The sequence below is a fragment of the Polaromonas sp. P1_E12 genome, assembly GCF_056405975.1.
Genome location: NZ_JBFUBB010000001.1, coordinates 1155701 through 1181308, shown reverse-complemented (window position 1 = coordinate 1181308; position 25608 = coordinate 1155701). Strand labels below are relative to the sequence as shown.

Annotated in this window: 27 protein-coding genes; 9 read left to right on the top strand and 18 right to left on the bottom strand. The window is 60.4% G+C overall.

The window, feature by feature from the left end; translation table 11 throughout:
* The coding region (locus AC1D13_RS05790; protein ID WP_477689150.1) for a HAMP domain-containing protein at positions 1 to 1047 on the bottom strand (1047 nt) is incomplete at its 3' end.
* 200 nt (positions 1048 to 1247) lie between these two features.
* Here AC1D13_RS05790 and AC1D13_RS05785 point away from each other — a divergent pair.
* Both AC1D13_RS05785 and AC1D13_RS05780 read left to right on the top strand, forming a co-directional pair.
* On the top strand, positions 1248 to 2066 hold the full coding sequence (locus AC1D13_RS05785) for a hypothetical protein (RefSeq protein ID WP_457282793.1): 819 nt from the start codon (positions 1248 to 1250) through the stop codon (positions 2064 to 2066).
* Positions 2067 to 2177: 111 nt separating this feature from the next.
* Positions 2178 to 3083 carry a hypothetical protein gene (locus AC1D13_RS05780; protein ID WP_477689126.1) on the top strand — a complete coding sequence of 302 codons (906 nt, stop codon included), beginning with the start codon at positions 2178 to 2180 and terminating at the stop codon, positions 3081 to 3083.
* 38 nt (positions 3084 to 3121) lie between these two features.
* Here AC1D13_RS05780 and AC1D13_RS05775 read toward each other — a convergent pair whose 3' ends face one another.
* Genes AC1D13_RS05775 through AC1D13_RS05765 form a run of 3 tightly spaced genes read right to left on the bottom strand, consistent with a single transcriptional unit; the run spans position 3122 to position 4105 of the window.
* The gene (locus tag AC1D13_RS05775) at positions 3122 to 3307 is read right to left on the bottom strand and encodes a hypothetical protein (protein WP_457282791.1); all 186 of its coding nucleotides are present in this window, start codon (positions 3305 to 3307) and stop codon (positions 3122 to 3124) included.
* Positions 3308 to 3329: 22 nt separating this feature from the next.
* A complete protein-coding gene (locus tag AC1D13_RS05770; RefSeq protein ID WP_477689125.1) occupies positions 3330 to 3683 on the bottom strand; it encodes a hypothetical protein in 354 nt (117 codons plus the stop codon).
* 11 nt (positions 3684 to 3694) lie between these two features.
* Positions 3695 to 4105 (bottom strand): response regulator transcription factor, encoded by a 411-nt coding sequence (locus AC1D13_RS05765; RefSeq protein ID WP_457282789.1) that lies wholly within the window; start codon positions 4103 to 4105, stop codon positions 3695 to 3697.
* Between the two features lie 344 nt (positions 4106 to 4449).
* Between AC1D13_RS05765 and AC1D13_RS05760 the strand changes: the two genes are divergently transcribed.
* On the top strand, positions 4450 to 4719 hold the full coding sequence (locus tag AC1D13_RS05760; RefSeq protein ID WP_477667352.1) for a hypothetical protein: 270 nt from the start codon (positions 4450 to 4452) through the stop codon (positions 4717 to 4719).
* 108 nt (positions 4720 to 4827) lie between these two features.
* Positions 4828 to 7002, top strand: a complete 2175-nt coding sequence (gene katE, locus AC1D13_RS05755; RefSeq protein WP_477689124.1) for a catalase HPII — start codon at positions 4828 to 4830, stop codon at positions 7000 to 7002.
* A gap of 15 nt (positions 7003 to 7017) precedes the next feature.
* On the opposite strand, the gene AC1D13_RS05750 is transcribed toward katE, so the two are convergent.
* The 3 genes from AC1D13_RS05750 to AC1D13_RS05740 form a co-directional block, all read right to left on the bottom strand.
* Positions 7018 to 9588 (bottom strand): penicillin acylase family protein, encoded by a 2571-nt coding sequence (locus tag AC1D13_RS05750; protein ID WP_477689149.1) that lies wholly within the window; start codon positions 9586 to 9588, stop codon positions 7018 to 7020.
* Positions 9589 to 9686: 98 nt separating this feature from the next.
* Complete coding sequence (locus AC1D13_RS05745; RefSeq protein ID WP_457282786.1) at positions 9687 to 10619, bottom strand: FHA domain-containing protein; 933 nt, start codon at positions 10617 to 10619, stop codon at positions 9687 to 9689.
* A 142-nt stretch (positions 10620 to 10761) separates the two neighbouring features.
* Entirely contained in the window at positions 10762 to 12201 is a 1440-nt protein-coding gene (locus AC1D13_RS05740; RefSeq protein WP_457282785.1) for an aldehyde dehydrogenase family protein, read from the bottom strand.
* A 318-nt stretch (positions 12202 to 12519) separates the two neighbouring features.
* On the opposite strand from AC1D13_RS05740, the gene AC1D13_RS05735 reads away from it, so the two are divergent.
* On the top strand, positions 12520 to 12825 hold the full coding sequence (locus tag AC1D13_RS05735) for a hypothetical protein (RefSeq protein WP_477660535.1): 306 nt from the start codon (positions 12520 to 12522) through the stop codon (positions 12823 to 12825).
* A 158-nt stretch (positions 12826 to 12983) separates the two neighbouring features.
* On the opposite strand, the gene AC1D13_RS05730 is transcribed toward AC1D13_RS05735, so the two are convergent.
* Positions 12984 to 13928, bottom strand: a complete 945-nt coding sequence (locus AC1D13_RS05730; protein WP_477689123.1) for an LD-carboxypeptidase — start codon at positions 13926 to 13928, stop codon at positions 12984 to 12986.
* A 77-nt stretch (positions 13929 to 14005) separates the two neighbouring features.
* Between AC1D13_RS05730 and AC1D13_RS05725 the strand changes: the two genes are divergently transcribed.
* Entirely contained in the window at positions 14006 to 14614 is a 609-nt protein-coding gene (locus AC1D13_RS05725) for a trimeric intracellular cation channel family protein (protein WP_457282782.1), read from the top strand.
* Here AC1D13_RS05725 and tadA read toward each other — a convergent pair.
* The 6 genes from tadA to guaB all read right to left on the bottom strand — a co-directional run bounded on the left by tadA (position 14598) and on the right by guaB (position 20822).
* The gene (tadA, locus tag AC1D13_RS05720; RefSeq protein ID WP_477689122.1) at positions 14598 to 16001 is read right to left on the bottom strand and encodes a tRNA adenosine(34) deaminase TadA; all 1404 of its coding nucleotides are present in this window, start codon (positions 15999 to 16001) and stop codon (positions 14598 to 14600) included. The genes AC1D13_RS05725 and tadA overlap by 17 nt on opposite strands.
* Before the next feature lie 64 nt (positions 16002 to 16065).
* On the bottom strand, positions 16066 to 16293 hold the full coding sequence (locus tag AC1D13_RS05715) for a hypothetical protein (protein ID WP_457282780.1): 228 nt from the start codon (positions 16291 to 16293) through the stop codon (positions 16066 to 16068).
* Between the two features lies 1 nt (position 16294).
* Positions 16295 to 16933 carry an FMN-binding negative transcriptional regulator gene (locus AC1D13_RS05710; RefSeq protein ID WP_477667347.1) on the bottom strand — a complete coding sequence of 213 codons (639 nt, stop codon included), beginning with the start codon at positions 16931 to 16933 and terminating at the stop codon, positions 16295 to 16297.
* An 80-nt stretch (positions 16934 to 17013) separates the two neighbouring features.
* The gene (locus tag AC1D13_RS05705) at positions 17014 to 17598 is read right to left on the bottom strand and encodes a 2'-5' RNA ligase family protein (protein ID WP_477667346.1); all 585 of its coding nucleotides are present in this window, start codon (positions 17596 to 17598) and stop codon (positions 17014 to 17016) included.
* Positions 17599 to 17611: 13 nt separating this feature from the next.
* Positions 17612 to 19231: a glutamine-hydrolyzing GMP synthase gene (gene guaA, locus AC1D13_RS05700; RefSeq protein ID WP_457282777.1), complete on the bottom strand. Its 1620-nt coding sequence runs from the start codon at positions 19229 to 19231 to the stop codon at positions 17612 to 17614.
* A 121-nt stretch (positions 19232 to 19352) separates the two neighbouring features.
* On the bottom strand, positions 19353 to 20822 hold the full coding sequence (gene guaB / locus AC1D13_RS05695; protein WP_477667345.1) for an IMP dehydrogenase: 1470 nt from the start codon (positions 20820 to 20822) through the stop codon (positions 19353 to 19355).
* 166 nt (positions 20823 to 20988) lie between these two features.
* Here guaB and AC1D13_RS05690 point away from each other — a divergent pair, with 166 nt between their 5' ends.
* Positions 20989 to 21528 (top strand): DUF4124 domain-containing protein, encoded by a 540-nt coding sequence (locus tag AC1D13_RS05690; RefSeq protein ID WP_457282775.1) that lies wholly within the window; start codon positions 20989 to 20991, stop codon positions 21526 to 21528.
* A 45-nt stretch (positions 21529 to 21573) separates the two neighbouring features.
* Here the strand turns inward: AC1D13_RS05690 and AC1D13_RS05685 are convergent, their stop codons facing one another.
* A complete protein-coding gene (locus AC1D13_RS05685; RefSeq protein WP_457282774.1) occupies positions 21574 to 21933 on the bottom strand; it encodes an RnfH family protein in 360 nt (119 codons plus the stop codon).
* Positions 21920 to 22366 (bottom strand): type II toxin-antitoxin system RatA family toxin, encoded by a 447-nt coding sequence (locus AC1D13_RS05680; RefSeq protein WP_457282773.1) that lies wholly within the window; start codon positions 22364 to 22366, stop codon positions 21920 to 21922. Before AC1D13_RS05680 ends, AC1D13_RS05685 begins: the two co-directional genes overlap by 14 nt.
* A gap of 79 nt (positions 22367 to 22445) precedes the next feature.
* On the opposite strand from AC1D13_RS05680, the gene smpB reads away from it, so the two are divergent.
* On the top strand, positions 22446 to 22979 hold the full coding sequence (smpB, locus tag AC1D13_RS05675; protein WP_457282772.1) for an SsrA-binding protein SmpB: 534 nt from the start codon (positions 22446 to 22448) through the stop codon (positions 22977 to 22979).
* A 131-nt stretch (positions 22980 to 23110) separates the two neighbouring features.
* Positions 23111 to 23485: a COG4315 family predicted lipoprotein gene (locus tag AC1D13_RS05670; protein ID WP_457282771.1), complete on the top strand. Its 375-nt coding sequence runs from the start codon at positions 23111 to 23113 to the stop codon at positions 23483 to 23485.
* 9 nt (positions 23486 to 23494) lie between these two features.
* Here AC1D13_RS05670 and AC1D13_RS05665 read toward each other — a convergent pair whose 3' ends face one another.
* Positions 23495 to 24610 carry an enoyl-CoA hydratase/isomerase family protein gene (locus tag AC1D13_RS05665; RefSeq protein ID WP_477689121.1) on the bottom strand — a complete coding sequence of 372 codons (1116 nt, stop codon included), beginning with the start codon at positions 24608 to 24610 and terminating at the stop codon, positions 23495 to 23497.
* Positions 24607 to 25482 carry a DMT family transporter gene (locus AC1D13_RS05660; protein WP_477689120.1) on the bottom strand — a complete coding sequence of 292 codons (876 nt, stop codon included), beginning with the start codon at positions 25480 to 25482 and terminating at the stop codon, positions 24607 to 24609. Before AC1D13_RS05660 ends, AC1D13_RS05665 begins: the two co-directional genes overlap by 4 nt.
* Positions 25483 to 25608: the final 126 nt, after the last annotated feature.

Genomic DNA, 25608 nt, shown 5'->3' with positions numbered 1-25608 from the left:
TGTCACTTCAGAGGCAAATGACCGAAGCTGATCCACCATGGTGTTGATGGTGTTCTTGAGCTCCAGAATCTCGCCCTTCACGTCCACCGTGATCTTCTTGGAGAGGTCACCGGCCGCCACGGCGGTCGTCACCTCGGCAATGTTCCGCACCTGTGCCGTCAGGTTGGAGCCCATGGAGTTGACCGAATCGGTCAAATCCTTCCAGGTGCCGGCCACGCCCTGCACGTCGGCCTGCCCGCCCAGCTTTCCTTCGGTACCCACCTCGCGCGCCACACGCGTCACCTCGGCCGAGAAGGTTCCGAGCTGCTCCACCATCTTGTTGATGATCATGGCCGTACGCAGGAACTCACCTTCCAGCGCCTTGCCTTCTGCTTCGAGGGCCATGCTCTTGGACAGATCGCCCTGGGCGACGGCACCAATCACACGCGCCACCTCGCTGGTCGGATGAACCAGATCCGCTATCAGGGAATTGATGGATTCGGCAGAGTCGCGCCAAAAGCCGGAGGCATCGGGCACAAATGCGCGCTCTTTCAGGCGGCCCTCCTTTCCGACCACCCGGCTCAATCGCTCCAGCTCCCGCGCCATCCGGACATTCTCGGAAACCACATCGTTAAATGCATCTGCAACCTTGCCCGGTACACCCGTCCAGTCCTGCGGCAACGACGCATGCACATCGCCCTTCTTAAGGTCGGTCAACGCTGCGAGAATAATTTTTGTCTGATCCGCTGCCGTATCGGCGTCATCAAGCACGGTATTAATCGCGACAGCATTTTCCAGCCAGAAGCCGGATAATTTTTCTTCCGGCAGACGGCGACTCACTCGCGCTGTAGAGCGGGATTTGGCAGCAAGTCCCTTGCAGCGGCTGGTGGTCGCCGCCGTCATAGCCGACAGCTGATTGAATTCAGCGGCGATCTTTCCGTAGACGCCTTCCCACTCCGTCGGCAGTGTGACTGCGAGTTCGCCCCGCCGTAGTGCGCTGAGGGATTTGAGAATGAACTTGAGTTCGGTGTCGCGCTCCACCACGGCCAGCTTGGCTAGTGCCTCCATATCATTCATCCTGTATTGAAGGTAACGTTTTGTAGAAACGGCTGACGAGATTACTCGCGAACATTCAGAATGACAACACAAAGCCCTCACTATTTACCGAAGGGCGCGGCAATCTGCAGCATGCCTGTCACAACCTTTCATCTGTAGGTTTTGGCTTACATACCCCTCCGTTCTAACGCTGTATATTTTGAAGTTACGCCTTGAAAATATCGCAGCAAGATGTATTCAAAAAGCGGCGCGGCCCTGCAGCCAACCCTGCAGTTTTCTGGAGCATTTTCGACGGCACGATCACCATGAATGTTCAATTCCACAGCACATCAATCCAGGAAACGGCATTGGAAAGATGCGTGACGGAGGCGGCGCAATACGCACTCCTGCGGCGGCTCGCTCCCGTGATCCGTCACAATATGGCGGGTACGCTGCAACCGATTGCCATGGTTGCGGCCATGCTGGAAAGGCGACTCCAAAAAACAGACACAGATCCGGAAACGCTGCTGCGAAATGCACGCGACATCGTGGCGCTGTCCAAAGAGGCAGCTGCATCCTGTGTTGATTTGATGGGCTGGCTTGCCCCCCGGGAAAACAAGTCAGTCAAAGCCGGAAAAGGCATTGCGGAGTGTCTGGGCATGGTGGCAACCCAGCTCTCGTTCAAGGGCATTTCCATTGTCGACAACACCAGCCAGGTCGATGTCGAGCTGTCCCAGTCGGCGCTGCGCAATGTGTTAACTGCCGCGATCATTACCCTGACCGACACGGCCACCGGACCCAGGGCACTGCTCATGGAAACTGAATTCACCGATGGTTTCTTTTCCGTTCAGGCTTCATTGAATGAGCCGAATGCGTCCGCGCCTGCGCGGGTGCCTGAGAAGTCGTCGTATCGGCAACTTGAATGGCATGACCTGGAAGCATTGGCGCTGCGGGAAGCCGTGCGTCTGACTCGTACGGAAAATCGGATTGCGCTGCTATTTGAAACATCCCCAACAACGCCGGACCGGCTGGCCGAAGTGGCACAAGCCTGACCAAATCCTTTTGGGCTCCCGCTTCCTCCCTTCCTCCTTCTTTTCGGCGATAAATGTAGGACGATGGAGCATATGACCCAATTGCCTGTTTTCCACTGGCACACTGAGACCATGAGCAGCTTTCAAACCCTCGTGGTCGCCTGTTGCCTGGCATTCGGCACATCCCTGCTGCCGGTTGCCGCGCAAGCGCAGCAAGCTCCCGCTGTTTCGGCGGAACCCCACGCTGCTGCCCTGCTAGAAAAGCATGTGGCATTGGCCGGGCAGCTTTCGCAGAACGCCTTCCACAGGCCGCTTTTTCTGGAGTCTTCAGAAGGCACCAACACGGTCAGTGGAAGTGCATATGCTGTACTGAATTCCCCTTTCAATACGGTTAGCGCCACGTTCAAAAGTCCCAATCGCTGGTGCGAAATGCTGATGCTCCACATCAACACCAAATACTGCCACGCCAGTTCGGACAGCAGCCCCAGCACTCTGAAAATGAACATCGGCAAAAAAACCGCGCAGCAGCTGGAGGACGCATTCGCGTTGCAATTCAACTATCGGCTGACCGCCAGTTCTTCCGACTATCTGGGTGCCCAACTCAACGCCGACAAAGGTCCGCTGGGAACCAGCAACTACCGAATCGAATTGCAGGCAGTTGCACTACCTGGTGGAAAAACCTTCATCCATTTGGGTTATTCCTATGGCTACGGCATCACCAGCCGCCTGGCCATGCAGGGCTACCTTGCCACCGTGGGCAATGGAAAAGTGGGATTCACCCAAATACGGCAAGACCAGAACATGACGCATGTAGGCGGAATGCGCGGCGCGGTAGAGCGCAACACCATGCGTTACTACCTGGCGATCGAAGCCTACCTCGCCGCTGTGGACAAACCAGCCGCGCAGCAACTTGAAGCGCGCATGCTGCATTGGTTTGATGCCACGGAACAGTACGCACGGCAGCTTCATGAGGTAGACAAGAACACTTATCTCACCATGAAAAGGGCTGAGTACCAGCGGCAGCAGGCCGCCCTGTAAGCTATTGCGCTGAGTGCCCGCGCGAGCTGGAGCTGTGTTTAAACCGCCTGCGGTGGCACGTTTGTCGCCGGCTCGCGGATCGGTAGCGTCGGCTCCAGCGGTGGATCATTGACCTCAGGGGGCGTGCCTGGCGCAGGAGGAATAATCACCGGCGGCACCTCGGTGGGAACATGGATGCCAGGGGTGCCGGGACTGGGTTCCGGAACGGGAACATGAAGTCGCATAGGATGCTCCGGGGCCAGGGAGTTATCTGATCCAGCGTGGCAAGTGCGAACCGGCGCGGCGACGCAACTGTGATCGCAGCATGATCATGGCCAAGGCGCCGGCGGCGGCGGCCATCAATGCCGAACGGCACGGGTATTCCGCGACCTGGGTTCGAAAAGAACCCATAAGAGGGGCCCGCTTGTCGCCGGCCCGGACTGCCGGCGGCCGGGTCACCTGGGCGTCGGACGGAAAACCGCCTGTTCCATGGACTTGCTCCGCCAATACTGCCTCTTCGGCGGACGGAAAAATATCTTCCGACAACTTGCGTTGACCTGCACCGGAACGGTAAACAGGGTCCTCTGTGGACTGGCCGATTAACACTGCAGATTCGTTCATGCCGTCCTCCTTCAGGCTCGCTGGAGCGCGGATTCGTCATTCGCAACCTGGTCCAGTTTTTGGCTTTGAGTCACGCAGTAAGCAAGCAGGCAGTCAATTTCAGTCGATTTGTCAAATACCGCATCGACACCCAACTCCGCACAGCGCCTGCGCATTTCGGGTGTTGCGTAGTTACTGAATACCACTATTTTTTGAAGCGGCCTGCGGGCGCGGCAAGCCTGCAACACCCCGAGACCGCTACCTTTCTTGAGAAAGAGGTCGACGATGGCCAGATCCCATTGCGCGTCGTTGCGCGTCAACCACTCTGCCCCCTGCTCTTCAGAATCAGACGTGCCAACCGCTTCCACCGGAGCGAGTTCTTCCAGCGTACTGATCAGGTTTTCGCGGATGGTCGGGTTGTCCTCTACGACATAGGTTTTCATTTTTGGCAACGTCATCGGCGTATCCCCGTCTGTAACTGGGCATGGATGTCTTTCATGGCTGCAAATTTAAGCGAAGCGTCTTCCGGTTTCTGCCGGAGGGACGAGCATGCCCGTGTAGGAGAAAAGGCCAGCGCGCCGCCAAAGGCGCCTGAAACCTGACGTCCACAGGAACGCTTTGCACACGCTAAAACGGTAAGCCATGTCTTACGCAAGGAGAAGAAAGGCCTTACAGGGTGCACCGGCATCCGGCTACCGGATATGGATCTGCCGGCCCGTATGGTCTATGCACCAGACAACGACACCGGGACACAACCGGTGGAGCGCAAACCACACGGGGAATCACCATGAAACTGATGGGCGGACTTTTGGCAGGCATGGCAGCAGGATTGCTCACCGCCTGGCGAATTCATGCAAGCCCCCGGGGTATCGACCTCGTCCATGCATTTCTCACCGCGCTTGTCTGCGCAGCAAGCCTGTTTTTGTGTTCAATGCTGTTGCCCGATGGCCTTGCCGACGCACTTCAGGAACTCATGGGCTGGTGCCTGGCCGGCACCGTTGCCGCACTGGCACTGCTGGCCTGCGTGAAGGGGCTGGAAGGTTTACTCGATACGTGACGGCCATATTTGCGCCGGCCAAACCGCCGGCCCGCCTGCGACAGAAAGCTCCAGGTGCACTCTCATTTCACCGCCCCCGACGCCCTCTTTTAAGAAGAAAGATTTTTCATGCCGCCATCCAAGCGCAACGCTATCAACCCTGGCCGAAATGCGGAAGGTGCAAAAGACAAAAAGTCGCAGCTTGAGGGGTTCTCCACCGGCCCGGCCGCGGCCCTGACCACCAACCAGGGCCTGCAGATTCCGGACAACCATAACTCGCTGAAGGCGGGCGTGCGCGGCCCTACCCTGCTGGAGGATTTCATCCTTCGCGAAAAAATCACCCATTTCGACCACGAACGCATTCCGGAACGCGCTGTCCACGCGCGAGGCTCCGCTGCACATGGGTACTTCAAACCCTACAAGTCGATGGTGCAATACACCAGCGCTGCCTTTCTCCAGGACCCGGACGTGGAAACGCCGGTATTTGTGCGGTTTTCTACCGTGGCCGGCTCCAGGGGCTCGGCGGATACTGTGCGTGACGTGCGCGGGTTTGCCGTGAAGTTTTACACCTCCGAGGGAAATTACGACCTTGTCGGCAACAACATTCCCGTTTTCTTTATCCAGGATGCCATCAAGTTTCCGGACCTGATCCATGCGGTCAAGCCGGAGCCGCACCATGAAATGCCCCAGGCGGCCAGTGCCCACGACACGTTCTGGGATTTTGCTTCGCTGATGCCTGAAACTACACACATGCTGATGTGGGCCATGTCAGACCGCGCCATACCGCGCAGCCTCCGCATGATGGAGGGCTTCGGTGTCCATGCATTCCGTTTTATCAATGCCCGCGGCGATTCGCACTTTGTGAAGTTTCACTGGAAACCCAAGCTCGGCGTTCACGGACTGGCATGGGATGAAGCCCAGAAGATTGCCGGCAAAGACGCTGACTTTCACCGGCGCGACCTGTGGGAGGCTATCGAAAGCGGCAATTTTCCCGAATGGGAGCTGGGCGTTCAAATCGTGGACGAAGGCAAGGAGGACGAGCTGGGGTTCGACATCCTGGACCCGACCAAACTGATTCCGGAAGAACAGGTGCCCGTGCAGATCATCGGGAAGATGGTGTTGAACCGTAATCCCGACAATTTCTTTGCTGAAACCGAGCAGGTGGCATTCCACCCCGGCCACCTGGTGCCGGGCATCGATTTTTCCAATGACCCTCTGCTGCAGGGCCGCCTTTTTTCCTATACGGACACGCAGCTGTCACGCCTGGGCGGCGCCAATTTCCACGAGATTCCGATCAACCGCGCCGTCTGCCCGATGCACAACTTCCAGCGGGACGGCATGCACCGCCAGGCGATCAGCAAAGGACGGGTAGCGTATGAGCCCAATACGCTGGGCAATGGGACAGAGTTCAGGATCGATGGCGGAGCGCATGGCTTCCAGTCATACCCAGAACAGGTAGAGCCACCCAAAATCAGGCGCCGCAGCCCTTCATTCGACGACCATTTCTCCCAGGCGGCACTGTTCTGGAACAGCCAGAGCGCGGTGGAAAAAGACCATATCGTTGCGGCATTCCGGTTTGAGCTCTCCAAGGTGGAGGTCCCTGAAATACGCCAGCGCATGGTGGACAACCTGGCCCATGTGGACCTGAAACTGGCAACCCGTGTGGCAACCCCGCTGGGCATCAATCCGCCGGATCCCAAGGCTGCATCCGGCCGGCTGGGTTTCCGGGACTACCGCATCACCAGCAAGATCGAGGAAGACCCGGCATTGCGCATGGTGGGCCGCACCGGCGGCAGCGTCAAGACACGCAAAGTGGCCATCCTGGTAGCGGACGGCGTCGAAGCCGCAGCCCTCAAGCGCATCCAGCAAGACCTCCTGGACGCCGGTGCGCTGTGCAAACTCGTCGCGCCGCACCTGGGCACGGTCAGCACCTCGTCCGGCCGGCAGCTTGCGGTGGACCATACTTTCACGAATATGCCCTCCGTGATGTTCGACGCGGTGCTGATCCCCGGGGGAGGCGACAGCATAGGCACCCTGGCCGCCATGGGCGAAGCTGTGCATTTCGTGCTGGAGGCCTACAAGCATTGCAAAACGATTTGCGCCATCAACGACGGCGCCCAGCTGTTAAGCACCCTGGGTTTCAGTCTGGGCAAAGACCCGGAGCTGATCCACGTGCCGACGCCGGGAGTCCTGATAGCCGATGCACGCAAAGTGACTGAGGGGCAGGTTTCCCAAGACTTCATGGCAGCCATCGCCCAGCATCGCCACTGGGACCGGCTGAATGTCGACGCCATCCCGGCGTGAGACTTCGAAGCCCGTTCAGGGACTCAGCGTGAGCCGGTGCACGTAGGTTGACGGGTTCATCTGCAACGGCCGGTATTGCACTGCGGCCCAGCGATCCTTCATGTCGCGATAGCGCCCGGAAAACACCAGGCCGCTTTGCCCCGTCTGGTAAATGAAGCGTGAATTCTCCAGGTCTGCGAGGTCATACACGGCCCGCAAAGAAGCGGCCTGCCGGTTGGCGAAAGGCGTCGCGTCCCCGGTCGCCCAGTACTGCCCCACGTTGACGGTAAAGGTATCGCCACCGGTGGGAACACGGACATCAAAGAACTTAGCGAGCCAGGGCACGTTGCCAAATGGCTTGTGGGCAGACAGCGCGAAGTGCGCCCTGCCCCAGCTCCAGGCCTCTACGTCGTTCCCATAGGCTGCCTGGAGGCGATCCAGCGCCCGGTTCAGCGCAGCAGCAGACTGCGCCGCACAACCAGCGGTGCCGCACCATCCGGTGTCGTTACTCTCGAGAATGTCTTCCAGCGTGCTCCTGAAATGGCGCTTGCCGTAAAGGGCCTTGAACGTGGGCTCACCCAGTTTTGCACCGATGGTGCCCCGTGTCAGCTCGTCTACCCAGGCGGCAAACACCAGAGGTTCCGCCTGGTCGGCGCGCATGGTCCCGTCAAATCCCGCCATCTTGCGGCGTACTGCTTCTGCCAACGGATGGGCGAAAGACTGCGACAGCGTTTCCTGCAGGAAAGGCAAGAGCCGCACCGTGGCCGCCGAGTACTGGTCACCCTGTATTTTTTGCATGGACTCCATGGTGTGCCTGGGTGTGGCAGCCAGCAACTGTTCAATGCGGTTGTAGCGGTAAGGCACGGTCCAGTCCTGCCCGATGAAGAAGGGATAAGCAGGTGGCGTAATGCGCTGGTTCGCCGTAGACCACCAGCCCTTGGCCTCAATCGCCGGATTGGCGGCCTCGGGCGTCTGCGCATAAGGCACCCAGCCTGCCCAGTCGTAGCGCGCCTCCCACCCGGGGGACGGCGCGGTCCCGAGGATGTCGTTATCGGGTTTTCGCAGCGGTACCTTGCCGACCGCCTTGAAACCGGTTTGGCCGAAGACATCCGCGGTCACGACGTTTTGCATGGGCGAGTGATAGGCCGAAAATGCCGCAAGCAACTCCTGGGCAGACTGTGCCCGGTTGGCGCGCAGGCCTGCCAGCACGGTCTGGTTGTCGGCATCCAGGGCACTCCAGTGCAACGCGATCACATATTTGCGGATATCAAGCAGGTCGGCGTGCGACTTCTGGACATCGCTGAGAACGGGGCCGTGGCGGCTTTCTCGCACATTGAGCACCACATCGGGTTGACCCTTCACCTTGATCGTCTCGCTACGAACCTTGAAGTCCTCCCAGGCCGTGTCGGCGTTTGCGCCGCCAGCATGGGGTACGCGGTACTGCTGCGCATTGGCAGGATTAATCTGCTCCAGGTACAAATCCTGCACATCCGGGGCGGTGTTGGTGAAGCCCCAGGCCACCTTCCCGGTATGCCCCATCACCACAAAGGGCAAGCCGGGCAATGTCGCGCCGATCACGTCCAGCGCCGGCGCGCTACCGCCGTTCGCTGTCTTGCCTTCGGATGCCTGCAGCCGCGCGAAATACCAGACAGCCGGCGCAGACAGCCCCAGATGCGGGTCGTTGGCGAGCAGCGGCTTGCCGCTGTCGGTGTGGGAGCCCGCCACCACCCAGTTATTGGAGCCTTTGCCCCCTACGTTACCGAGTGCCAAGGCCCAATCGTTGATGTTCGAAGCCAGGGCTGCGACGTCCAGTGGTCGATTTTCAGCCTCAAATAGCCTCCTAGACCTTGACTGACGGGCGCTGGAAGCTATCTTTTTAGTAGCATCCGGGAGGTCGGACCGGTAAACGCCCAAGCCCGCATACAGCTTGGAAAAGTCCACTTTCGAGGCAGGCTGTTCGCCTGGGTAAGGCGGAAACAACTGCTGGAGTTCTGCGGGCTTCAGCAGCCGGGCCGCCGACAGGCGCGCGAACTCGGTGCCCCAGTTGCCGCCGAGGTCCAGCGCCATCATCAGCGACCATGCGACGCTGTCAGTGGGAGACCAGGCTTTGCCGGAAAGGCCTCCAGGTTTGACGCCCACGATATGGAACTCGGGAGACAGCGCCTGCGAAGAGCCTTGATAAAAAGCATTGATGCCGTCGCTGTAGGCCTGCATCGCATCGCGCCCCTCGGCCGGAAGGTTCTGCCATTGGCGCTCGGCGGCCTGCACAACACCCAGGGTGCGCAGCAACTTGTCGGTGTCAAGTGTGGCCGGGCCAAACACCTCGGACAGCTCACCGTGCATAACCCGCCGGTTGAACTCCAGCTGCCAGCCACGCTCCTGTGCATGGACATAACCAAGGGCAAACCAGGCGTCGTGGGGCGACTGGGCCTTGATGTGGGTGACATCCGCGGTGTCACGGGCAACCGATACGGGGCCACGCAAGCCCGCTGCCTGGAGTTCACCGTCGAGTGTCGGGAAGGTCCGGTAAATATAGAAACCCGCCACGGTGGTTGCGATCAGCAGCAACACCAGCAGCGCAGCAGAAATGCGTTTGAACCAGACCATCATGTTCCATCGGGTGATACGGATAGCGCAGCCAGGTGCCCATGGCGATGAGCAGTTGGCATGCCAGGCAGAACCTGGTCGGCCCTGCCGGAAAGACGCTATTTTGTTTGAAGATGGACTTTGCCGTCAGCAAACTTGAAACTGACGGTAGGCACCGTGAAGTCTTCAAAGGGAGCGCCCAGAGCAATCTCACCCTCTTGCAGCAACACACATTCCTGTCGGCGCAATGCCACGACAGCTGCGCTGTCGGAAAATCGCACCCAGGTGCCGTAACTGCTGACATCTTCAAGGTAAAACTTGCCGGCACGCCATTCAATTCTGGCGTGCCTGCGGGAAACGCGCGGATCTTGAACCACAAATTGCGCGTCGTGGTCTCGCCCCAGGAAAATCGGCAGCTCACCCGAGGCGAACTCGGTATTGATGTCCAGCCAGCACAACTCGATCGACGCCAGAGCCAGGGGCTGCGGGGCCGAGTGCGCCGTCAGGCTGGAAGGTACGGTAAATGATTCGGTCATGACTTCTGCCTGCCATTCGATGCGGTGGACCAGGCAGGCTTCGGTGCGGCCACGAATGTCCATGGCGCCAAGATTTCGGGAGCGTACGAGTGTGTCGGCTGGCAGCTTTTCGATGACGGCTTCGGTCGCGAGTATCTGGTCCGGGCCGGACAGATCGCTCAACCGGGAGGCCACATTGACGGCGTCGCCGAAGCAATCGCCGTCCTGCTCGACAATTTCACCCCGTGCCACACCCAGCTGCAGCCGCATCTTGAGGTGCTCGGGCCAGTTCCGGATACGGTCGCGGTGAACCCGCTGCAGCTCGGTTACGGCGTCAACGGCGTCTGCGTTGTCTGGAAACACCACCAGCACACCGTCGCCCAGGTATTTCACAACGTGGCCGCGATAGGCCACGCTGACCTTGCCTATCCACTGCGTCAAACGTGTGATGGCCTGAGTTGCCTTGGCATTGCCCAGCGATTCAAAAACCCCGGTGCTTCCGGTGAGATCGGCAAAAACGACGGTGACTTCTGCCATAGGGTCTATGTAACTGCTTGTAGCTATCTTGCGCAATTAAAACATAAGCATGATTACGACAAGAAGAAATTGCGTGCCAAGACCCGCAACTGTAACTAAATGTTTTAATCTTCCATCCATCGGCAGCGTTGAACCAGGCGGCTCAAGCCACGGCGGCTTTTAGCTGAATGGCCTTGAATTCCAGAAATTCTTCAAAACCATAAACGCCGTTTTCGCGGCCATTACCCGATTGTTTGTAGCCACCAAACGGCGCCTGACCGTTGAAAGGTCCGCCATTGATATCCACCTGTCCCGTGCGCAAGCGGCGCGCCACTTTCATGGCCCGTTCGTCGGTGCCGCCCCACACCGCACCGCCAAGACCGTAAATGGTGCTATTGGCAATCGACACCGCCTCGTCCTCATCGTTGTAGGAAATAACGACCAGGACCGGGCCGAAAATTTCTTCCTGTGCCAGTGTGTCTGTCGCCTTGATACCCAGGATGGTGGGTTGGACAAAATAGCCCTGCGCAAAATCAGGCGCCTCAGCACCGCCGGCAATCACATCCGCACCTTCTTCAATGCCGGTTCGGATAAAACCGAGGACGCGGTCACGCTGGGCTGCACTGACCAGCGGTCCGAGTTTGCTGGTTTCCACCAGGCTGGGGCCGATACTGAATTTCGCGACAGCTGCCTGTGCGAGCGCCTTGGCTTCCTCGTAGCGCCCGGCCGGCACCAGCATGCGGGTGTGGGCCGAACAGGTCTGGCCGCTGTTGAGCATGCAGGCCGATACAGTGCCTTTGACCGCAGCTTCGAAATTTGCATCTTCCAGGATGACACTGGCCGACTTCCCGCCGAGCTCGAGCGCTACCCGCTTGACCGACTGGCTGGCCAGTTCGCTCACACGTTTGCCTGCCCGGGTAGAGCCGGTAAAGCTCAGCATGTCGACTTCGGGATGCGTTGCCAGCACCTCGCCCACCACGGGGCCTACACCGTTGACCAGGTTGAACACACCGGGCGGCAGGCCGGCCTCATGAATGATTTCAGCCAGGATCATGGCGTTGACCGGGGCGATTTCGCTGGGCTTGAGCACCACGGTGCAACCTGCCGCCATGGCGGGGGCGATCTTGAGTGTGATCTGGCTGAGCGGGAAATTCCAGGGCGTGATGCACCCCACGACACCGATCGGCTCGCGTACCACGAGCGAGTTGCCGACCTGCTTTTCCCATTCGAACTGGCGGGCCACCTTGGCAAAGTTTCCCCAGTGCCATGCGGGCCCTCCTACCTGGACGGCCCGGGCCATCTTCAGGGGCATGCCCACCTCGCGCGCAATGGCCACGGCCAGGTCTTCGATGCGGGCCTTGATGCCGGCGGCCACCTTATCCAGGTAAGCAGCGCGCGTCTCGACGGGCAACGTAGACCATCCGTCAAACGCAGCCCGGGCCGCCAATACCGCAGCTTCTGCTTCCCCGACCGTACCGGACGGCACGGTTGCCATCACCTCTTCGGTACTGGAATCATGGACAGGAAGGGTCTCCGAAGACTGGGCTTTGACCCATTGTCCGTTGATGTAATGCGCGGGATAGGCGGTCATTGTGGTGTTCATGTTGGGTCTGGCTGGGGCTGAAAAGTTGAGCGAATGGTGGAAGGGTGACTTTTGTCTACAGCTGAAACTTAATGTAAGTCTAAAGATTTAAACACTGTTCAATACCAGAATCGACTTGACATCTAGTTACTAACTCCTTGATTCATTTGTTGTTTTGCGTTAACCATTTCACACAAAACGTCTTGCAAATGAACCGCCGCAGTCTTAATCTAACAGAACAAACCGTTCCTCGGGAACGTGAACAAATACCCTACGGATGCCCGGTAGAAAGTTGTGAGACACATGCGCTGGTTAAAACCGAATCTGAAAAGCAGTTTCATGGCTTTGCTGGGCACTGGTGAAGTCACTGCTTCCGTTCTGGAAGACCGCACCGAAGAAATCCGCCAATTCATCCTGGATGAGCTTGGCGAGTTTGGTGAAAAGCACTACCCCAAGATCACGCGCCGCGTGCGCTACGCCCAAGACGTTCAAGGCCTGTGGTACACCCGCGGCGACATCATGGCGGTGCTTGCTGCCATGCATGGCGAAACAGTTGCCCGCGAAAAAGTCAGCCGTATCAGCGACAAATTCAAGGGCATGCTGCCGCGCGGCCTCAGTTCCCGGTCCAGCCCCCTGACAACCTGACCTTCCAGCTTTCAGTTTTTTCGCTTTTTCCGCCTGTTTTTTCCGTTTTCTTCCTGGCCTCCAAGGCTATTTTTAAACCAGCTTCGTGCTGGTTTTTTTTTGCCCTGAACATCGCCGCCGGCAGTCAAGCTCAGCCAGGGCCAGCGTTTTAACGCCGGTTAGTGCTGGTGGCCCCAGAGCAGGAAGGCATCCCGGTCTTCTACCACCAAGGTGGTTTTGCAGCCCACCGGCAGCAGCACCTTGGTCGGCACGTGGCCGAACGGCAGGCCGGTCAACACGTGTGCCTTCACCTGCCCTTGAAGCCAGGCGATGGCGGTATCCAGCTTGAAGCCCTTGTCATTCGGCGCCAGCTTGTAGTTGGTGAACTGGCCAAAAACGATCGCCTTCTGCTGCGCCAGAATGCCGGCTTGCAACAGCTGCGTGAGCATGCGCTCCACCCGATAAGGGTGTTCGCCGACATCCTCAACAAACAGGATGCCGCCTTTGACGGCCGGCAGATAAGGCGTTCCCACCAGCGCAGACAGGATGGCGAGGTTACCACCCCAGAATACTGCGTCTTTAATGGTGAATCCGGCTCCAGCCTTTGCACCACGAGCGGAAGAAGCTATTAAATTCATAGCAGACTTGGGCAACTGCCAGCCGGTGCCTTCGCCCTGCCCCGTGATCAGGTCGTCAAAGCAGGCTTCCATGATGTCGTCAGGTGCTTCCGCGCCAAAGTCATCTAACGAAGGACCTGCCCAGGTCATCGCGCCGGTTTTGGCCAGCAAGGCCATCTGAAAGGCCGTGAAGTCGCTCAGGCCCACAAAACGCGTGCCTCCGGCAGCAGCTTTGGCGACCGCCTTGTAGTTGATCTTCGGCAGGATGCGGGTGAGGCCGTAGCCGCCGCGGGAGATCAGGGCGATGTCGGCCCCACTGGCTGCCGCACGGTGAATAGAGGCAAGCCGGGTTTCGTCGTCGCCGGCAAAACGCTGATGCTGCGCCAGTGCGTCGGTATCGATTTCAACTTCATGCCCCTGGGACTCGAGGCGCTTCACGCCACGCTTGAAACCTGCTTTGTCGCGCACCGCGCTGGAAGGGGAATAGATGTAGATATGTTTTTTCACGGATGCAAGTATCCCATCCCGCGAAGGACTTCGCCCCTTCCCTGCCGCGGATAGCAGCAGGTATAAACGGGTCAACCATGTTCCTTTACCTGCTTGACCTCTTCGGCGTTGCCGTGTTTTCAGTGAGTGGCGCACTGGCGGCAGGACGCCTGCAGCTTGATTTGCTGGGCGTGCTGGTCCTGGCCTCGCTGACGGCCATCGGCGGAGGCACCCTGCGGGACTTGCTAATGAACCGGCACCCGGTGTTCTGGATGGCCGACCCCACCTACCTGCTGGTGATCTGCGCGGCGGCACTGGGCACAGTGCTTTATGTGCAGCTCCTGCCGATTCCTGCGCAGGCCCTGCTGGTGGCCGATGCCTTCGGCCTGGCCCTGTTTGCCCTTTCAGGTGCGCAGCTGGCCGAGGCAGCGCGGCTGTCGCCCATCATCGTGGTGTTGATGGGCACCATGACCGGTGTGGCCGGCGGCGTGATGCGCGACATCTGCAGCAACCAGATCCCCCTGCTGCTGCGCCAGGACATTTATGCCAGCGCGGCGATTGCCGGAATTGTGCTGTACCTGGCTCTGAAGACGCTGGGCCTGAAACCCTCCTGGGCGTTCAGTATCGGGCTGGTGGCCGTGGCAGCGCTGCGGCTGAGCGCTATCTTCCTGGGCTGGCACTTGCCGGTCTTCAAGCTGGCGGGCTGAAAAAACGCGCGGCTTGCTGCGCAATCGGCTCACCGTGCTCTTGCACAAAGTGGCCGGCCCGCGGCAGCATCACGGGCTCGCCGCAACCGCGGATCAGGGCTTGCAGTTCTTTCATAACGGGCGGGCCCAGCACCGGGTCTTGCGCACCCACCACCATCCATGTCCGGCCGGTCCAGTCGTTGTGCCAGAAGGCGCGCGCCTGGCGTGAAATGGCCGCGCCGTCAGCATCAGGTGCATCCGGCACCATGGGCGGGAACGCGCGCAGCGCGGCGCGATGCCCTTTGTCCGGGAACGGCGCGTTGTAGGCCGCGCACTCTGCGGGGCTCATCTGCAGGTTGCCGCGCGCAAAAAGGCGCGCCACATCAAACTCGGGGTTCCTGGCGCACATCTCGCGCCAGGCCACAAAGCCTGCAGGCAATGGAGCATCCCCGGTGCCCAGCATGGTGTTCATGACCAGCAGGCCTTTGTAGCGATGCTGCGCGGCCATCGGCAGCGTCAGGCCCAGCAAGCCGCCCCAATCCTGCACCACCAGCACTACGTTCTGCAGATCCAGTTTTTCCACCAACTCGAGCAGTATCTGGCGATGGGCGCTGAAGCTATGAAAGCTGTCCTTCTTGGGCTTGTCACTTTTGCCAAACCCGACCATGTCCGGGGCAACAACGCGGTGCCCGGCTTGCAGCAGCGGCGGGATCATCTTGCGATAAAGATAGCTCCAGGCCGGGTTGCCGTGCAGGCACAGAAAGGTCAGGCCGCCTCCTTCGCCCTTGTTCCCACTGTCGCCTTCGTCGAGGTAATGCATGCGCAGCCCCTGCAGCGCCGGCAGGTCGCTCACATAACGGGGCTGCCAGGGGTAGCCCGGCAGGGCCTCAAACGCGACGTCGGGCGTGCGCAATGCATCGTCACGCAGCGGATGGGCCAGCCGTGATGCCTCGCGCTGCTCATCCCTGCGCCGGCGAAAAAACTCCTGCAGCAGTGCGCTGCATTCCGCAGCCAGCACCCCGCCCTGCAGGTGGGTCTGGTGGTTCAGCCGGGACTCGGAAAACAGGTCGATGACCGAGCCGGCGGCGCCGGTCTTGGGATCGGTCGCGCCGAACACCACGCGTTTGAGCCGGGCATGCAGCATGGCGCCGCTGCACATGGCGCAAGGTTCCAGCGTCACAAACAGTTCGCAATCGTCCAGCCGATAGTTACCCAGCGCCTGGGCCGCCGCACGCAACGCCACGATCTCGGCATGTGCTGTCGGGTCGTGCCCGTCCACCGGGGCGTTACGGCCCGTGGCAATGATCTCGCCACGCCGCACCACCACTGCGCCCACAGGCACTTCACCCGACCCGGCTGCCTGACGGGCCTGCGCAAGCGCCTGCTGCATGAAGATGATGTCATTCATTTGCTATTATTTTCATAGCTGCTTGCGCTCGTCCTGCAAGGGCCATAGCCTGTTTCTTATTGAATTACTTGTCGTCCTGCGACGGCCGGGGCTGCTGCATCAGGCTTTCCACGGACTGTTTGACCTGCTGCTGCACTTGCCGGCTTTGTTCTTGCGGCGTGGCGCCGCCAGAGACTGCAGGCACGCCGGCCGCCGGTGGGCCGGCCAGTTGGCTGCCCAGCTGCTTCTTGACCAGGAACCCCACGATGGCCAACACGACCAACAAGCTCACGATGCTGAACATGGCGCGCATTTCAGGCCTCCGTTGACGTGTTGCTTGTGCCGGCCATGCCCAGGCGGGCCATCCAGTTGGCCAGGCCGCGCTCGTTTTCATTGCCGGCCGCGTAAATGGCCTTCATCGCTGCGTGGGACTCGGGCCTGTGCTGGTTGATCTTGACCTTGCATTGCAGATCGGTCACCTGCAATTCAAAGGCCACAATGCCGGCCAGCATTTTGTGGGCAAACTCTTCGCCCAGGCCACGCCATTGCTCGGCGTAAGGTGGCTCATGGTCGCCAATCAGCTTTTTAAGCAGGCGGTCTTTTGCCAGGGGATCTTCGATCAGCGTGGCCTGCACGGTGCAATGCACGGCCAGGTAGTTCCAGGTCGGCACCCGCGCCAGATCCGGGTAGACCTTGGGCGACAGGTAGGCATGAGGCCCGAGAAAGGTGGCCACGGCCTGCGGTCGTGCCTGCAGGTAGCGCCAGTGCGCATTGGGCTTGGCCACATGACCCAGCAGCACCAGCTGATCGCCGCGATCTTCCAGATGCAAGGGCAAATGCGTGACATACGGAAGACCAGCGTCATCGACACTGATCAAGCTGGCAAAGGGGTGTTCCTGGATCAGCGCCGCAGCCTTTGCGCGGTCGCCTTTGAATTGGGGCGGCATGTACATGGGCTGAAGCATAGGCCAAAAAACGGATTTGGCGGCGGCTTGATCAGCCGGAAATTTCCCCGGAATCTGTTACCGCGGGCTCAGGGGCGCAATGGCCAGCGGGCCAGTGGAACGTGCAGCGTCTGGCCGATCAGGCTGCGCACAAGGATAAACTCGCCGGCCGTCCAGATGATGGGCTCGACCACTTGTTCGGCCACCGCGCGGTCGTCATAGAGCAAAGTGACATGGGGCGTGTAGGCCGGTTTCGCCCAGCGCCCCAGCCCGGCCTTGGTCATCTCAATGCCCAGCGCCCGCTGGAACGCCATCAGGTCGGCAAGGCCAGCGTCACCGCGCAGGACAAAAGGCCGGTTGCGCGGAGAACTGGAGAAACTTGCGGCCCGGTCAAAGGTGACAGAGAACGGCTGCGATTTGACCGCAGCGGCAGCTTGGCCCGCCATATCGACAACGCCTTGGGGCAGGCCCGCGTAATCGCCCAGATGGTGGAGCGTGATGTGAAAGCGCCCGGTTTTCAGCGGTGCACCATGCAGGCCGTGTTCTGTCTGCAATTGCCGGGCACACTGCGCAATACGCTCGGCGGTCTCAGCATCAGGAAAGAGCGCGAAAAACAGCCGGTCCGTCGGCGCCGGCGTGTCATCAAAGCCGGGTAATGCGGATTGCCCGGACATGGGTCTCAGCTCCTCATTCCCACTCAATCGTAGCCGGCGGCTTGCTGCTCACGTCGTAGGTCACGCGGTTGATGCCGCGCACTTCATTAATGATGCGGCCCGAGACCTTTTTGAGCAGCGCGTAAGGCAGCTCGGCCCAGTCGGCCGTCATGAAGTCGCTGGTTTGCACCGCGCGCAGGGCCACCACGTAGTCGTAAGTCCGGCCGTCGCCCATCACGCCCACGCTTTTCACCGGCAAAAACACAGTGAAAGCCTGGCTGGTGAGGTCGTACCAGGTTTTACCCGTCGCGGCATCCTTGAAGTTGCGCAGCTCTTCGATGAAGATCGCATCGGCACGGCGCAAGAGGTCTGCATACTCCTTCTTGACTTCGCCCAGGATGCGCACGCCCAGGCCGGGGCCGGGAAATGGATGGCGGTACACCATGTCGTGCGGCAACCCGAGAGCGACGCCCAGTTCGCGGACTTCATCCTTGAACAACTCGCGCAAAGGCTCGAGAAGCTTGAGACCCAATTGCTCAGGCAGACCGCCGACGTTGTGATGGCTCTTGATGGTGACGGCTTTTTTGCTTTTGGCGCCGCCGGATTCGATCACGTCGGGGTAAATCGTGCCCTGGGCCAGCCATTTGGCGCCCTTGTGGCCGCCGGTGCCGGCCTTGAGCCGGGCCGCTTCGGCCTTGAACACCTCAACGAACTCGCGGCCGATAATCTTGCGCTTGGCTTCGGGTTCGCTGACGCCTGCCAGGTGGCCGAGGAACTGGTCGCTTGCATCGACACGGATCACGTTGGCGTGCAGCTTGCCGACAAACATCTCCATGACCATGTCGCCCTCGTTCAGGCGAAGCAGGCCGTGATCGACGAACACGCAGGTCAGTTGGTCGCCGATAGCGCGGTGGATCAGCGCCGCAGCCACTGAGGAGTCAACACCACCGGAAAGGCCCAGGATGACTTCCTCGTCACCCACTTGCGCGCGGATTTTCTCGACCGCCTCGCTGATGTAATCGCCCATGACCCAGTCCTGGCGGGTGCCGCAAATGCCCAGCACGAAGCGTTTGAGGATGGCGTTGCCCTGCTTGGTGTGCGTGACTTCGGGGTGAAATTGCACCGCGTAAAAACGGCGGTCTTCATCGGCCATGCCGGCGATGGGGCAGGAATCGGTCGAGGCCATGAGCTTGAAGCCCGGCGGCATTTCGGTGACCTTGTCGCCGTGGCTCATCCAGACGTCGAGCATGCCCTGGCCTTCGGGCGTGGTGTAGTCGGCGATATCCTTGAGCAGGGCGGTGTGGCCGCGGGCCCGCACGTCGGCGGAGCCAAACTCGCGTTTGTGGCCGCCTTCGACCTTGCCGCCCAGCTGGTGCGCCATGGCCTGCATGCCGTAGCAGATGCCCAGCACCGGCAAGCCCAATTCAAACACCGCTTGCGGCGCCTTGTCGGTGGTTTCTTCGTAGATGCTGGCGTGGCTGCCGGACAGGATGATGCCCTTGAGCGTGCCGTCTTTGGCGTATTCGCGGACCCAGTCGTCGCTGACGTCACAGGGATGAACTTCGCAAAATACATGGGCGTCGCGCACGCGGCGGGCGATCAGCTGGGTGACCTGGGAGCCGAAATCAAGAATGAGTATTTTCTGGTGCTGCATTGAATTAATCAGTCGCTGCCAACGGCCTTAAAAGAAGAATCAATTTTCCGACGGGCCGCCCCTAGGAAAATTAGCCCCCTTGGGGGGCAGCGCAGTACACGAAGTGACAAGCGTGGGGGCCCTAATCAGCCCGGTAGTTCGGCGCTTCCTTGGTAATCTGCACGTCGTGGACATGGCTTTCGCGGATGCCGGCGGAGGTGATCTCCACGAACTCGGCCTTGTCTCGCATGTCCTCGATGGTGGGGCAACCGCAGTAGCCCATGCTGGCCCGCAGACCGCCGGCCATCTGGAACACGATGGCGACCATGGAGCCCTTGTAGGGCACGCGGCCTTCAATGCCTTCGGGGACCAGCTTGTCGGCGTTCGGGTTGCCGGTGCTGGACTCCTGGAAATAACGGTCTGCGCTGCCTTGCTGCATGGCGCCAATGCTGCCCATGCCGCGGTAGCTCTTGTAGCTGCGGCCCTGGAACAGGATCACTTCACCCGGCGCTTCTTCGGTGCCGGCGAACATGCCACCCATCATCACCGTGTTGGCGCCCGCCGCGATGGCCTTGGCGATATCGCCGCTGTAGCGGATGCCGCCGTCTCCGATCAACGGAACGCCGGTGCCGCGCAAAGCCGTGGCGACGTTGTCGATGGCCATGATCTGCGGCACGCCCACACCCGCAACGATGCGGGTGGTGCAGATGCTGCCGGGGCCGATGCCGACCTTGACGCCGTCGGCGCCGGCTTCCACCAGTGCCAGCGCCGCAGCGCCGGTGGCGATGTTGCCGCCAATCACATCAACTTTGGGGTAGTTCTGCTTGACCCAGCGGACCCGGTCGAGCACGCCTTTGCTGTGGCCGTGGGCGGTGTCCACCACAATGGCGTCGACGCCGGCTTTGACCAGCGCCTCGACGCGTTCTTCGGTACCCTCACCCACCCCGACAGCGGCACCCACGCGCAGCTTGCCGTGCAAGTCACGCGCGGCATTCGGAAAGGTTGTCTGTTTGGTGATGTCCTTGACGGTGATCAGGCCCTTGAGCTCGAAATCGTCGTTGATCAGCAGCACACGCTCGAGGCGGTGTTTGTTCAACAAGGCCTTGGCGTCGGCCAATGAAGCGGTTTCAGAAATGGTGATCAGGCGCTCGCGCGGTGTCATGATGGTGCTGACCGGCACATCCATGCGGGATTCGAAGCGCATGTCGCGCCCCGTGACGATGCCGACGACCTTGCCCCCATCAATCACGGGAAAGCCGGAAATGCCGAGTTGCTCGCTGAGTGCCATGACCTGGCGCACAGTATGCGTGGGGGTGATGACCACCGGATCGCGCAGCACACCGCTCTCGTAGCGCTTGACCTTTGCAACCTCGGCGGCCTGCTGCTGGGGCGTCAGGTTTTTGTGAACAATACCTATGCCGCCTTCCTGCGCAATGGCAATGGCAAGCCGGGCTTCGGTGACCGTATCCATCGCTGCCGACACAAGCGGCAGATTCAGGCGGATATTTCGGGAGAACTGGGTGGAAAGTGAAGTGTCCTTGGGCAGGACCTGGGAGAACGCTGGCACCAACAATACGTCGTCGAAGGTGAGCGCTTTGCCGAGTAGGCGCATAGGGATGGCTCCAAAAACACGATTGTACCCTTGTCGTCACACGCCGTCGGTACTTACCCCTAGCATCCCTTCACGGCCTTCGCCCCTGTGTGCCAAGTGGTTGTAAAAAAGCCGCTTTACCCTTCAGCCGCAAGAAAACCGGACGGCACGGCGCTACACTGGTGAAATGCACTTCAAATCCGTTTTTCGCCCCCTCCTGCTGGCGCTCGCCTGCGGGTCATTTTCGCTGACAGCGTTCGCCCAATGGCAGTGGATCGACAAAGATGGCCGCAAGGTCTACAGCGACCGTTCGCCGCCCGCCGAAATCCTGGAAAAAAACATCCTGAAGCGACCGGGTGGCATGGCGCGAACGGCAGCGGCCCCTGATCCCGCCCCAAGTGCAGCCGATCCGGCTGCCCCGGCAGCGTCTGCGCCCGCCGGTAAAGCCAGTGCGCCCAAGCTGTTGTCCGGCAAGGACAAGGACCTTGAGGCCAAGAAGAAGCAGGCTGAGACAGAAGAAGCCGCCAAGAAGAAGGCCGAGGAAGAGAAAATAGCCAAAGCCAAGGCCGAAAATTGTGACAATGCAAAGCGCAACATGGCGACATTGCAATCGGGCGTACGCATCACTGCCGTCAATGGCAAAGGTGAACGGGAAGCTATGGACGATACGAAGCGCGCAGCCGAAGTCAAGCGCGTCCAGGAAGCCATTGATAGCAGCTGCAAATAACAAGCAGCTTCTGCGATGTTCGCCAAACATCGCTGGCGGCCACGGCTAATATCCGGCTTTCGCCCCCGCTCTTTTTTTAGCGAACAGCCCGGCGCTTTTGGCGCCCTGYCGGCTGAAACGTTCGCGGCGCGCAACCTTTGGATCCACCCGAAGACCGCGGTAGACCTCAACCCTGTCATGGTCATGCAGCGCATGCCCCAGGGTGGTTTTACGGCCCCAGATACCGACGACCGGGTGGCCGCCCTGCCGCAACTCCGGGAATTCATCAAAAAGCCCGGCCGCAGCAAGCGCCTGCGCCACCGTTGTGCCCGCCGCCAGCTCCAGCACCCACTCGCGAACCTGCCGCGGCGCCGCTGAATAGACCAAGGTGACTTTGAGCGGCGCGCCGCCCTCAGGCTTCGCCATAAACGTCTTCAGCCCTTTTGACAAAGGCATCCACCAGGCTTCCCGCTATTTTTTCGAAGACGGGACCGACCAGCGCCGCCAGCGCGGCATTGTCAAAGTCATAACGCAGCGTGAAATCCACCTTGCAGGCTCTTTCATCGGCCTTGCCGACAGGCGTGAAATCCCAGTGGCCGTCGAGCTTTGAAAACGGGCCGTCGACCAGTTTCAGGCTGACCTTCCGGTTTTTTTCGTGTGTGTTGCGGGTGGTGAAGCTTTGCGTCAGCCCGGCCAGCGAGATGCCGACCTTCGCTGTCATGCCGCGCGCGTCTTCCTCCAGCACAGCGGCCTGGTCACACCATGGGAGAAACTCGGGATACCTGGCGACATCAGTGACCAGCCCAAACATTTCGGCGGCGCTGTACCAGATTAAAACGGACTTGTGAACGGTTTTCATACAATCGAGGGCTGGGCGCAATTGTATTAGCCACTTCGCGGGCACTGTACTTTTCAGATTTCGCCCTTACCTTTTATCCATGGCCACCAAAGAAGCATCCTCCTCCAAAAAAACGGCCGCAACGCCCTCTGCCAATCTCTCACCCAAGGCAGCGGCGGCCGCCGTGCGCATTGCCGACAATAAAAAGGCGCTTTTCAATTACCAGATTGAAGAGCGCTTTGAGGCGGGCATGGTGCTTGAAGGCTGGGAAGTGAAGTCCCTGCGCGAAGGCAAGGTCCAGCTTACCGACGGCTATGTCGTTATTCGCAACGGCGAACTCTTCATCATCGGCTGCCAGATCAACCCGCTGGGCACGGCGTCCACTCATGTGCGTCCCGACTCGGTGCGCACCAAGAAGCTGTTGATGCACAAGGAAGAGATCCGCCGCCTGATCGGAAAGGTCGAGCAAAAAGGTTTCACGCTGGTGCCGCTGAACATGCACTGGAAAGCCGGCAAGGTGAAATGCGAGATCGGCCTGGCCAAGGGCAAGGGTGAGCACGACAAGCGCGACACCATCAAGGACCGTGAAGGCAAGCGCGAGGTCGAGCGCGCGATGAAGTCCCGCAACCGCTAGGGCTTGCTCCAAAACGCGGCGTCCGCCGCTTGCCCTTCTCCGGGAATCGTGGAAGTATGTTTCGAGTAAGCCCGGGTCTGCCGGTGTTTATGCTTGTGCAGCCATCCGCTGTTATTCACCGGAGCTTTTCCATGAAATTCCTGACGACCGCCTTGTTGACCGCCGCCCTGCTGGGCGGCTGCGCCTCCACGACATCAAAACATCCCGCCACCGTCGCCGATGGCGTGCTGGTCGGGCCCAACGGCATGACGCTTTACACCTTCGACCGCGACACCGCCGGTAGCGGCAAGTCGGTCTGTAATAGCCAATGCGCGGCCAACTGGCCGCCCCTGGTGCCCACTGCGACAGCCCAGCCGCTGGGCGACTACACCATCATCACCCGTGATGATGGCAGCCGGCAGTGGGCGATAAAGGGCAAGCCGCTGTACTACTGGGTCAAGGACGCCAAGCCCGGGGACAAGACCGGCGACAACGTCATGAATGCCTGGCGCGTCGCCCGTCCCTGAGCAAACGACTCAGAGCCCGCGCAGCGGGTGTTCGTCCGCCGTCCAGGGGCTGGCGAAAAAAGCCTGGGTCATTTCCGGCTTCACGTCTTCGATGCGCGCGGGCATCCACTGCGGCTTGTAGTCCTTGTCAACGGCCAGCGCGCGTATGCCTTCTACCGTTTCGCTGGCTGCGCCGGGACGCAGGTGAAAGCATTGGTACACCATGTCGCGCTCCATGCGCAGGTCGTCGGCCAATGTCATGGTGCGGGCGCGGCGGATTTGCTCCAGTGTCACATGCAGCATCAGCGGTGAACGTTTGCGCAGCGTGGCGGCGGTCTTCAGCGCCCAAGGGTCGGTTGAAGCTTCCAGCGCATCCACGATGTGTTTGACCCGTGCCAGTGAAAAATAGGCATCAAGATGGCCGCTAACCGAAACAGGACGGGCGCTACCAGCTATCAATTCAGTAGCAATCCACTGCTTAGCCCCAGCGGCTGATGCGAAAGCCCGGCCGCCCAGGGCTTCCCAAAGTGCCGGCAGGCGGGCGGCTTCCAGCTTGACGTCCGCCAGACCGTAGCCGATGGCTTCATCTGCACCGATCACGTCACCCGTGAGTGCCAGGTACTCGCCGGCGTGGCCCGGGCAGCGGCTCAGGAAGTAGCCACCGCCGACGTCCGGAAACAGGCCGATGTTTGTTTCCGGCATGGCCATTTTGGTGTGCTCGGTGACGACGCGCACCTTGGCGCCCTGGCTGATTCCCATACCGCCGCCCATGACCACGCCGTCCATAAAGGCGATGTAGGGCTTGGGATAGTTGTGGATCAAGTGGTTGAGCGCGTATTCCTCGGTGAAGAAGTCCTCCAGCGCGGAATCGCCCGCGAACACCGCCTGATGGAAAAAGCGGATGTCGCCGCCCGCGCAAAAACCGCCGAAGAGGCTCTCGGGCGTGCCGGGCTGGCCCTTTTTGTTGGTGCCGCGTATCGCCACCACATGAACCTCAGGGTCGTCGCGCCAGTCCAGCAAGGCGGCGGACAGGTCGCGGATCATGGCCAGCGACAACGCATTGAGCGCCTTGGGACGGTTCAGGGTGATGAGCCCGGCGCTGCCGCGACGCTCGACCAGCACATCGTTTCCACTGACAGTATTCATGCCCGCTGCCTCCATCCGACCAGTTCATTGACCACCAGCGCACCTATAACCAGCGCGCCGCCTGTCAGCACGCTCGCGCCGGGCACCTCACCCGCGCCGAACCAGGCCAGCAAAATACCAAAAATCACTTCCAGCAGCGCCAGCAGGGCGACTTCCGGCGCCTTGAGAACGCCGGCGCACATCACCGACAGCACGCACGGGATGGCCAACTGAACCAGGCCCAGCAAGGCCAGCAGGCCGACGTCATGTGGCGTGGCGGAAAACGGGAACGACAAGGGCAAGGTGGCCAACGATGAGATCACCGCCCCCACCAGCACGGCAGGCACCAGGTCGATGTTCTTGCCGTGGGCACGGCTGTGCTGCACCACCGTCCAGTTGCTGGCGCTCGCCAGCGGCACCATCAGGGCTACCAGCGTGCCGCCCAGGTGACTGGAAAGGTCCATCTGCCCGCCGTACATCCACGCAATACCGGCGCCCGCCATGGCAATGGCCAGCCAGGTGCGGCCGGGAATGCGGTGACCGATAAACGCGCGCGCCAGCAAAGCCGTGATGAAGGGGCTGACCGCCATCGTCACCAGCACATTGGCCACCGTGGTGAGCGTCAGCGCCACCATGAAAGCCGTGAACATCACGCTCCAGCAAAAGCCGGAAATCCAGAGTGCCGAGCCGCCGTTGCGGATTTTGGTGAACACCGCCCCGCCCTGCCACAGCGGCAAGATCACCAGCAAAGAGACCACGGTGAAAAAGCTGCGCCAGAACGTGACTTCAAAACTGCGGGCCGATTCGAGGTGACGCGTGACCACACCCGCAATCGACCACATCATGGTCACGAAGATCATCAAAAAAACAGCTTTGGAATGCGTGAGTTTCATAGGCTTGTTATCAATTCAGGCGGCTATGCGTACACAAAAAAGTTAAAAAGGCCGCTGGAGTTTGCACACACAGCGGCCTGGTTTCCAGCGATTCACCCCGCAACCCGGTGGGTCCCTGTCCCATTC

Coding starts and splice junctions, on each gene's coding strand:
- AC1D13_RS05745 (WP_457282786.1), bottom strand. CDS start 10,619: ATGGCAGAAGTCACCGTCGTTTTTGCCGATCTCACCGGAAGCACCGGG.
- AC1D13_RS05665 (WP_477689121.1), bottom strand. CDS start 24,610: ATGAATACTGTCAGTGGAAACGATGTGCTGGTCGAGCGTCGCGGCAGC.
- AC1D13_RS05710 (WP_477667347.1), bottom strand. CDS start 16,933: ATGTACATGCCGCCCCAATTCAAAGGCGACCGCGCAAAGGCTGCGGCG.
- guaB (WP_477667345.1), bottom strand. CDS start 20,822: ATGCGCCTACTCGGCAAAGCGCTCACCTTCGACGACGTATTGTTGGTG.
- AC1D13_RS05680 (WP_457282773.1), bottom strand. CDS start 22,366: ATGAAAACCGTTCACAAGTCCGTTTTAATCTGGTACAGCGCCGCCGAA.
- AC1D13_RS05775 (WP_457282791.1), bottom strand. CDS start 3,307: ATGCGACTTCATGTTCCCGTTCCGGAACCCAGTCCCGGCACCCCTGGC.
- AC1D13_RS05740 (WP_457282785.1), bottom strand. CDS start 12,201: ATGAACACCACAATGACCGCCTATCCCGCGCATTACATCAACGGACAA.
- AC1D13_RS05765 (WP_457282789.1), bottom strand. CDS start 4,105: ATGAAAACCTATGTCGTAGAGGACAACCCGACCATCCGCGAAAACCTG.
- AC1D13_RS05705 (WP_477667346.1), bottom strand. CDS start 17,598: ATGTCCGGGCAATCCGCATTACCCGGCTTTGATGACACGCCGGCGCCG.
- AC1D13_RS05780 (WP_477689126.1), top strand. CDS start 2,178: ATGAGCAGCTTTCAAACCCTCGTGGTCGCCTGTTGCCTGGCATTCGGC.
- AC1D13_RS05715 (WP_457282780.1), bottom strand. CDS start 16,293: ATGCGCGCCATGTTCAGCATCGTGAGCTTGTTGGTCGTGTTGGCCATC.
- AC1D13_RS05760 (WP_477667352.1), top strand. CDS start 4,450: ATGAAACTGATGGGCGGACTTTTGGCAGGCATGGCAGCAGGATTGCTC.
- tadA (WP_477689122.1), bottom strand. CDS start 16,001: ATGAATGACATCATCTTCATGCAGCAGGCGCTTGCGCAGGCCCGTCAG.
- AC1D13_RS05770 (WP_477689125.1), bottom strand. CDS start 3,683: ATGAACGAATCTGCAGTGTTAATCGGCCAGTCCACAGAGGACCCTGTT.
- katE (WP_477689124.1), top strand. CDS start 4,828: ATGCCGCCATCCAAGCGCAACGCTATCAACCCTGGCCGAAATGCGGAA.
- AC1D13_RS05725 (WP_457282782.1), top strand. CDS start 14,006: ATGTTCCTTTACCTGCTTGACCTCTTCGGCGTTGCCGTGTTTTCAGTG.
- AC1D13_RS05660 (WP_477689120.1), bottom strand. CDS start 25,482: ATGAAACTCACGCATTCCAAAGCTGTTTTTTTGATGATCTTCGTGACC.
- smpB (WP_457282772.1), top strand. CDS start 22,446: ATGGCCACCAAAGAAGCATCCTCCTCCAAAAAAACGGCCGCAACGCCC.
- AC1D13_RS05670 (WP_457282771.1), top strand. CDS start 23,111: ATGAAATTCCTGACGACCGCCTTGTTGACCGCCGCCCTGCTGGGCGGC.
- AC1D13_RS05690 (WP_457282775.1), top strand. CDS start 20,989: ATGCACTTCAAATCCGTTTTTCGCCCCCTCCTGCTGGCGCTCGCCTGC.
- AC1D13_RS05750 (WP_477689149.1), bottom strand. CDS start 9,588: ATGGTCTGGTTCAAACGCATTTCTGCTGCGCTGCTGGTGTTGCTGCTG.
- AC1D13_RS05735 (WP_477660535.1), top strand. CDS start 12,520: ATGGCTTTGCTGGGCACTGGTGAAGTCACTGCTTCCGTTCTGGAAGAC.
- guaA (WP_457282777.1), bottom strand. CDS start 19,231: ATGCAGCACCAGAAAATACTCATTCTTGATTTCGGCTCCCAGGTCACC.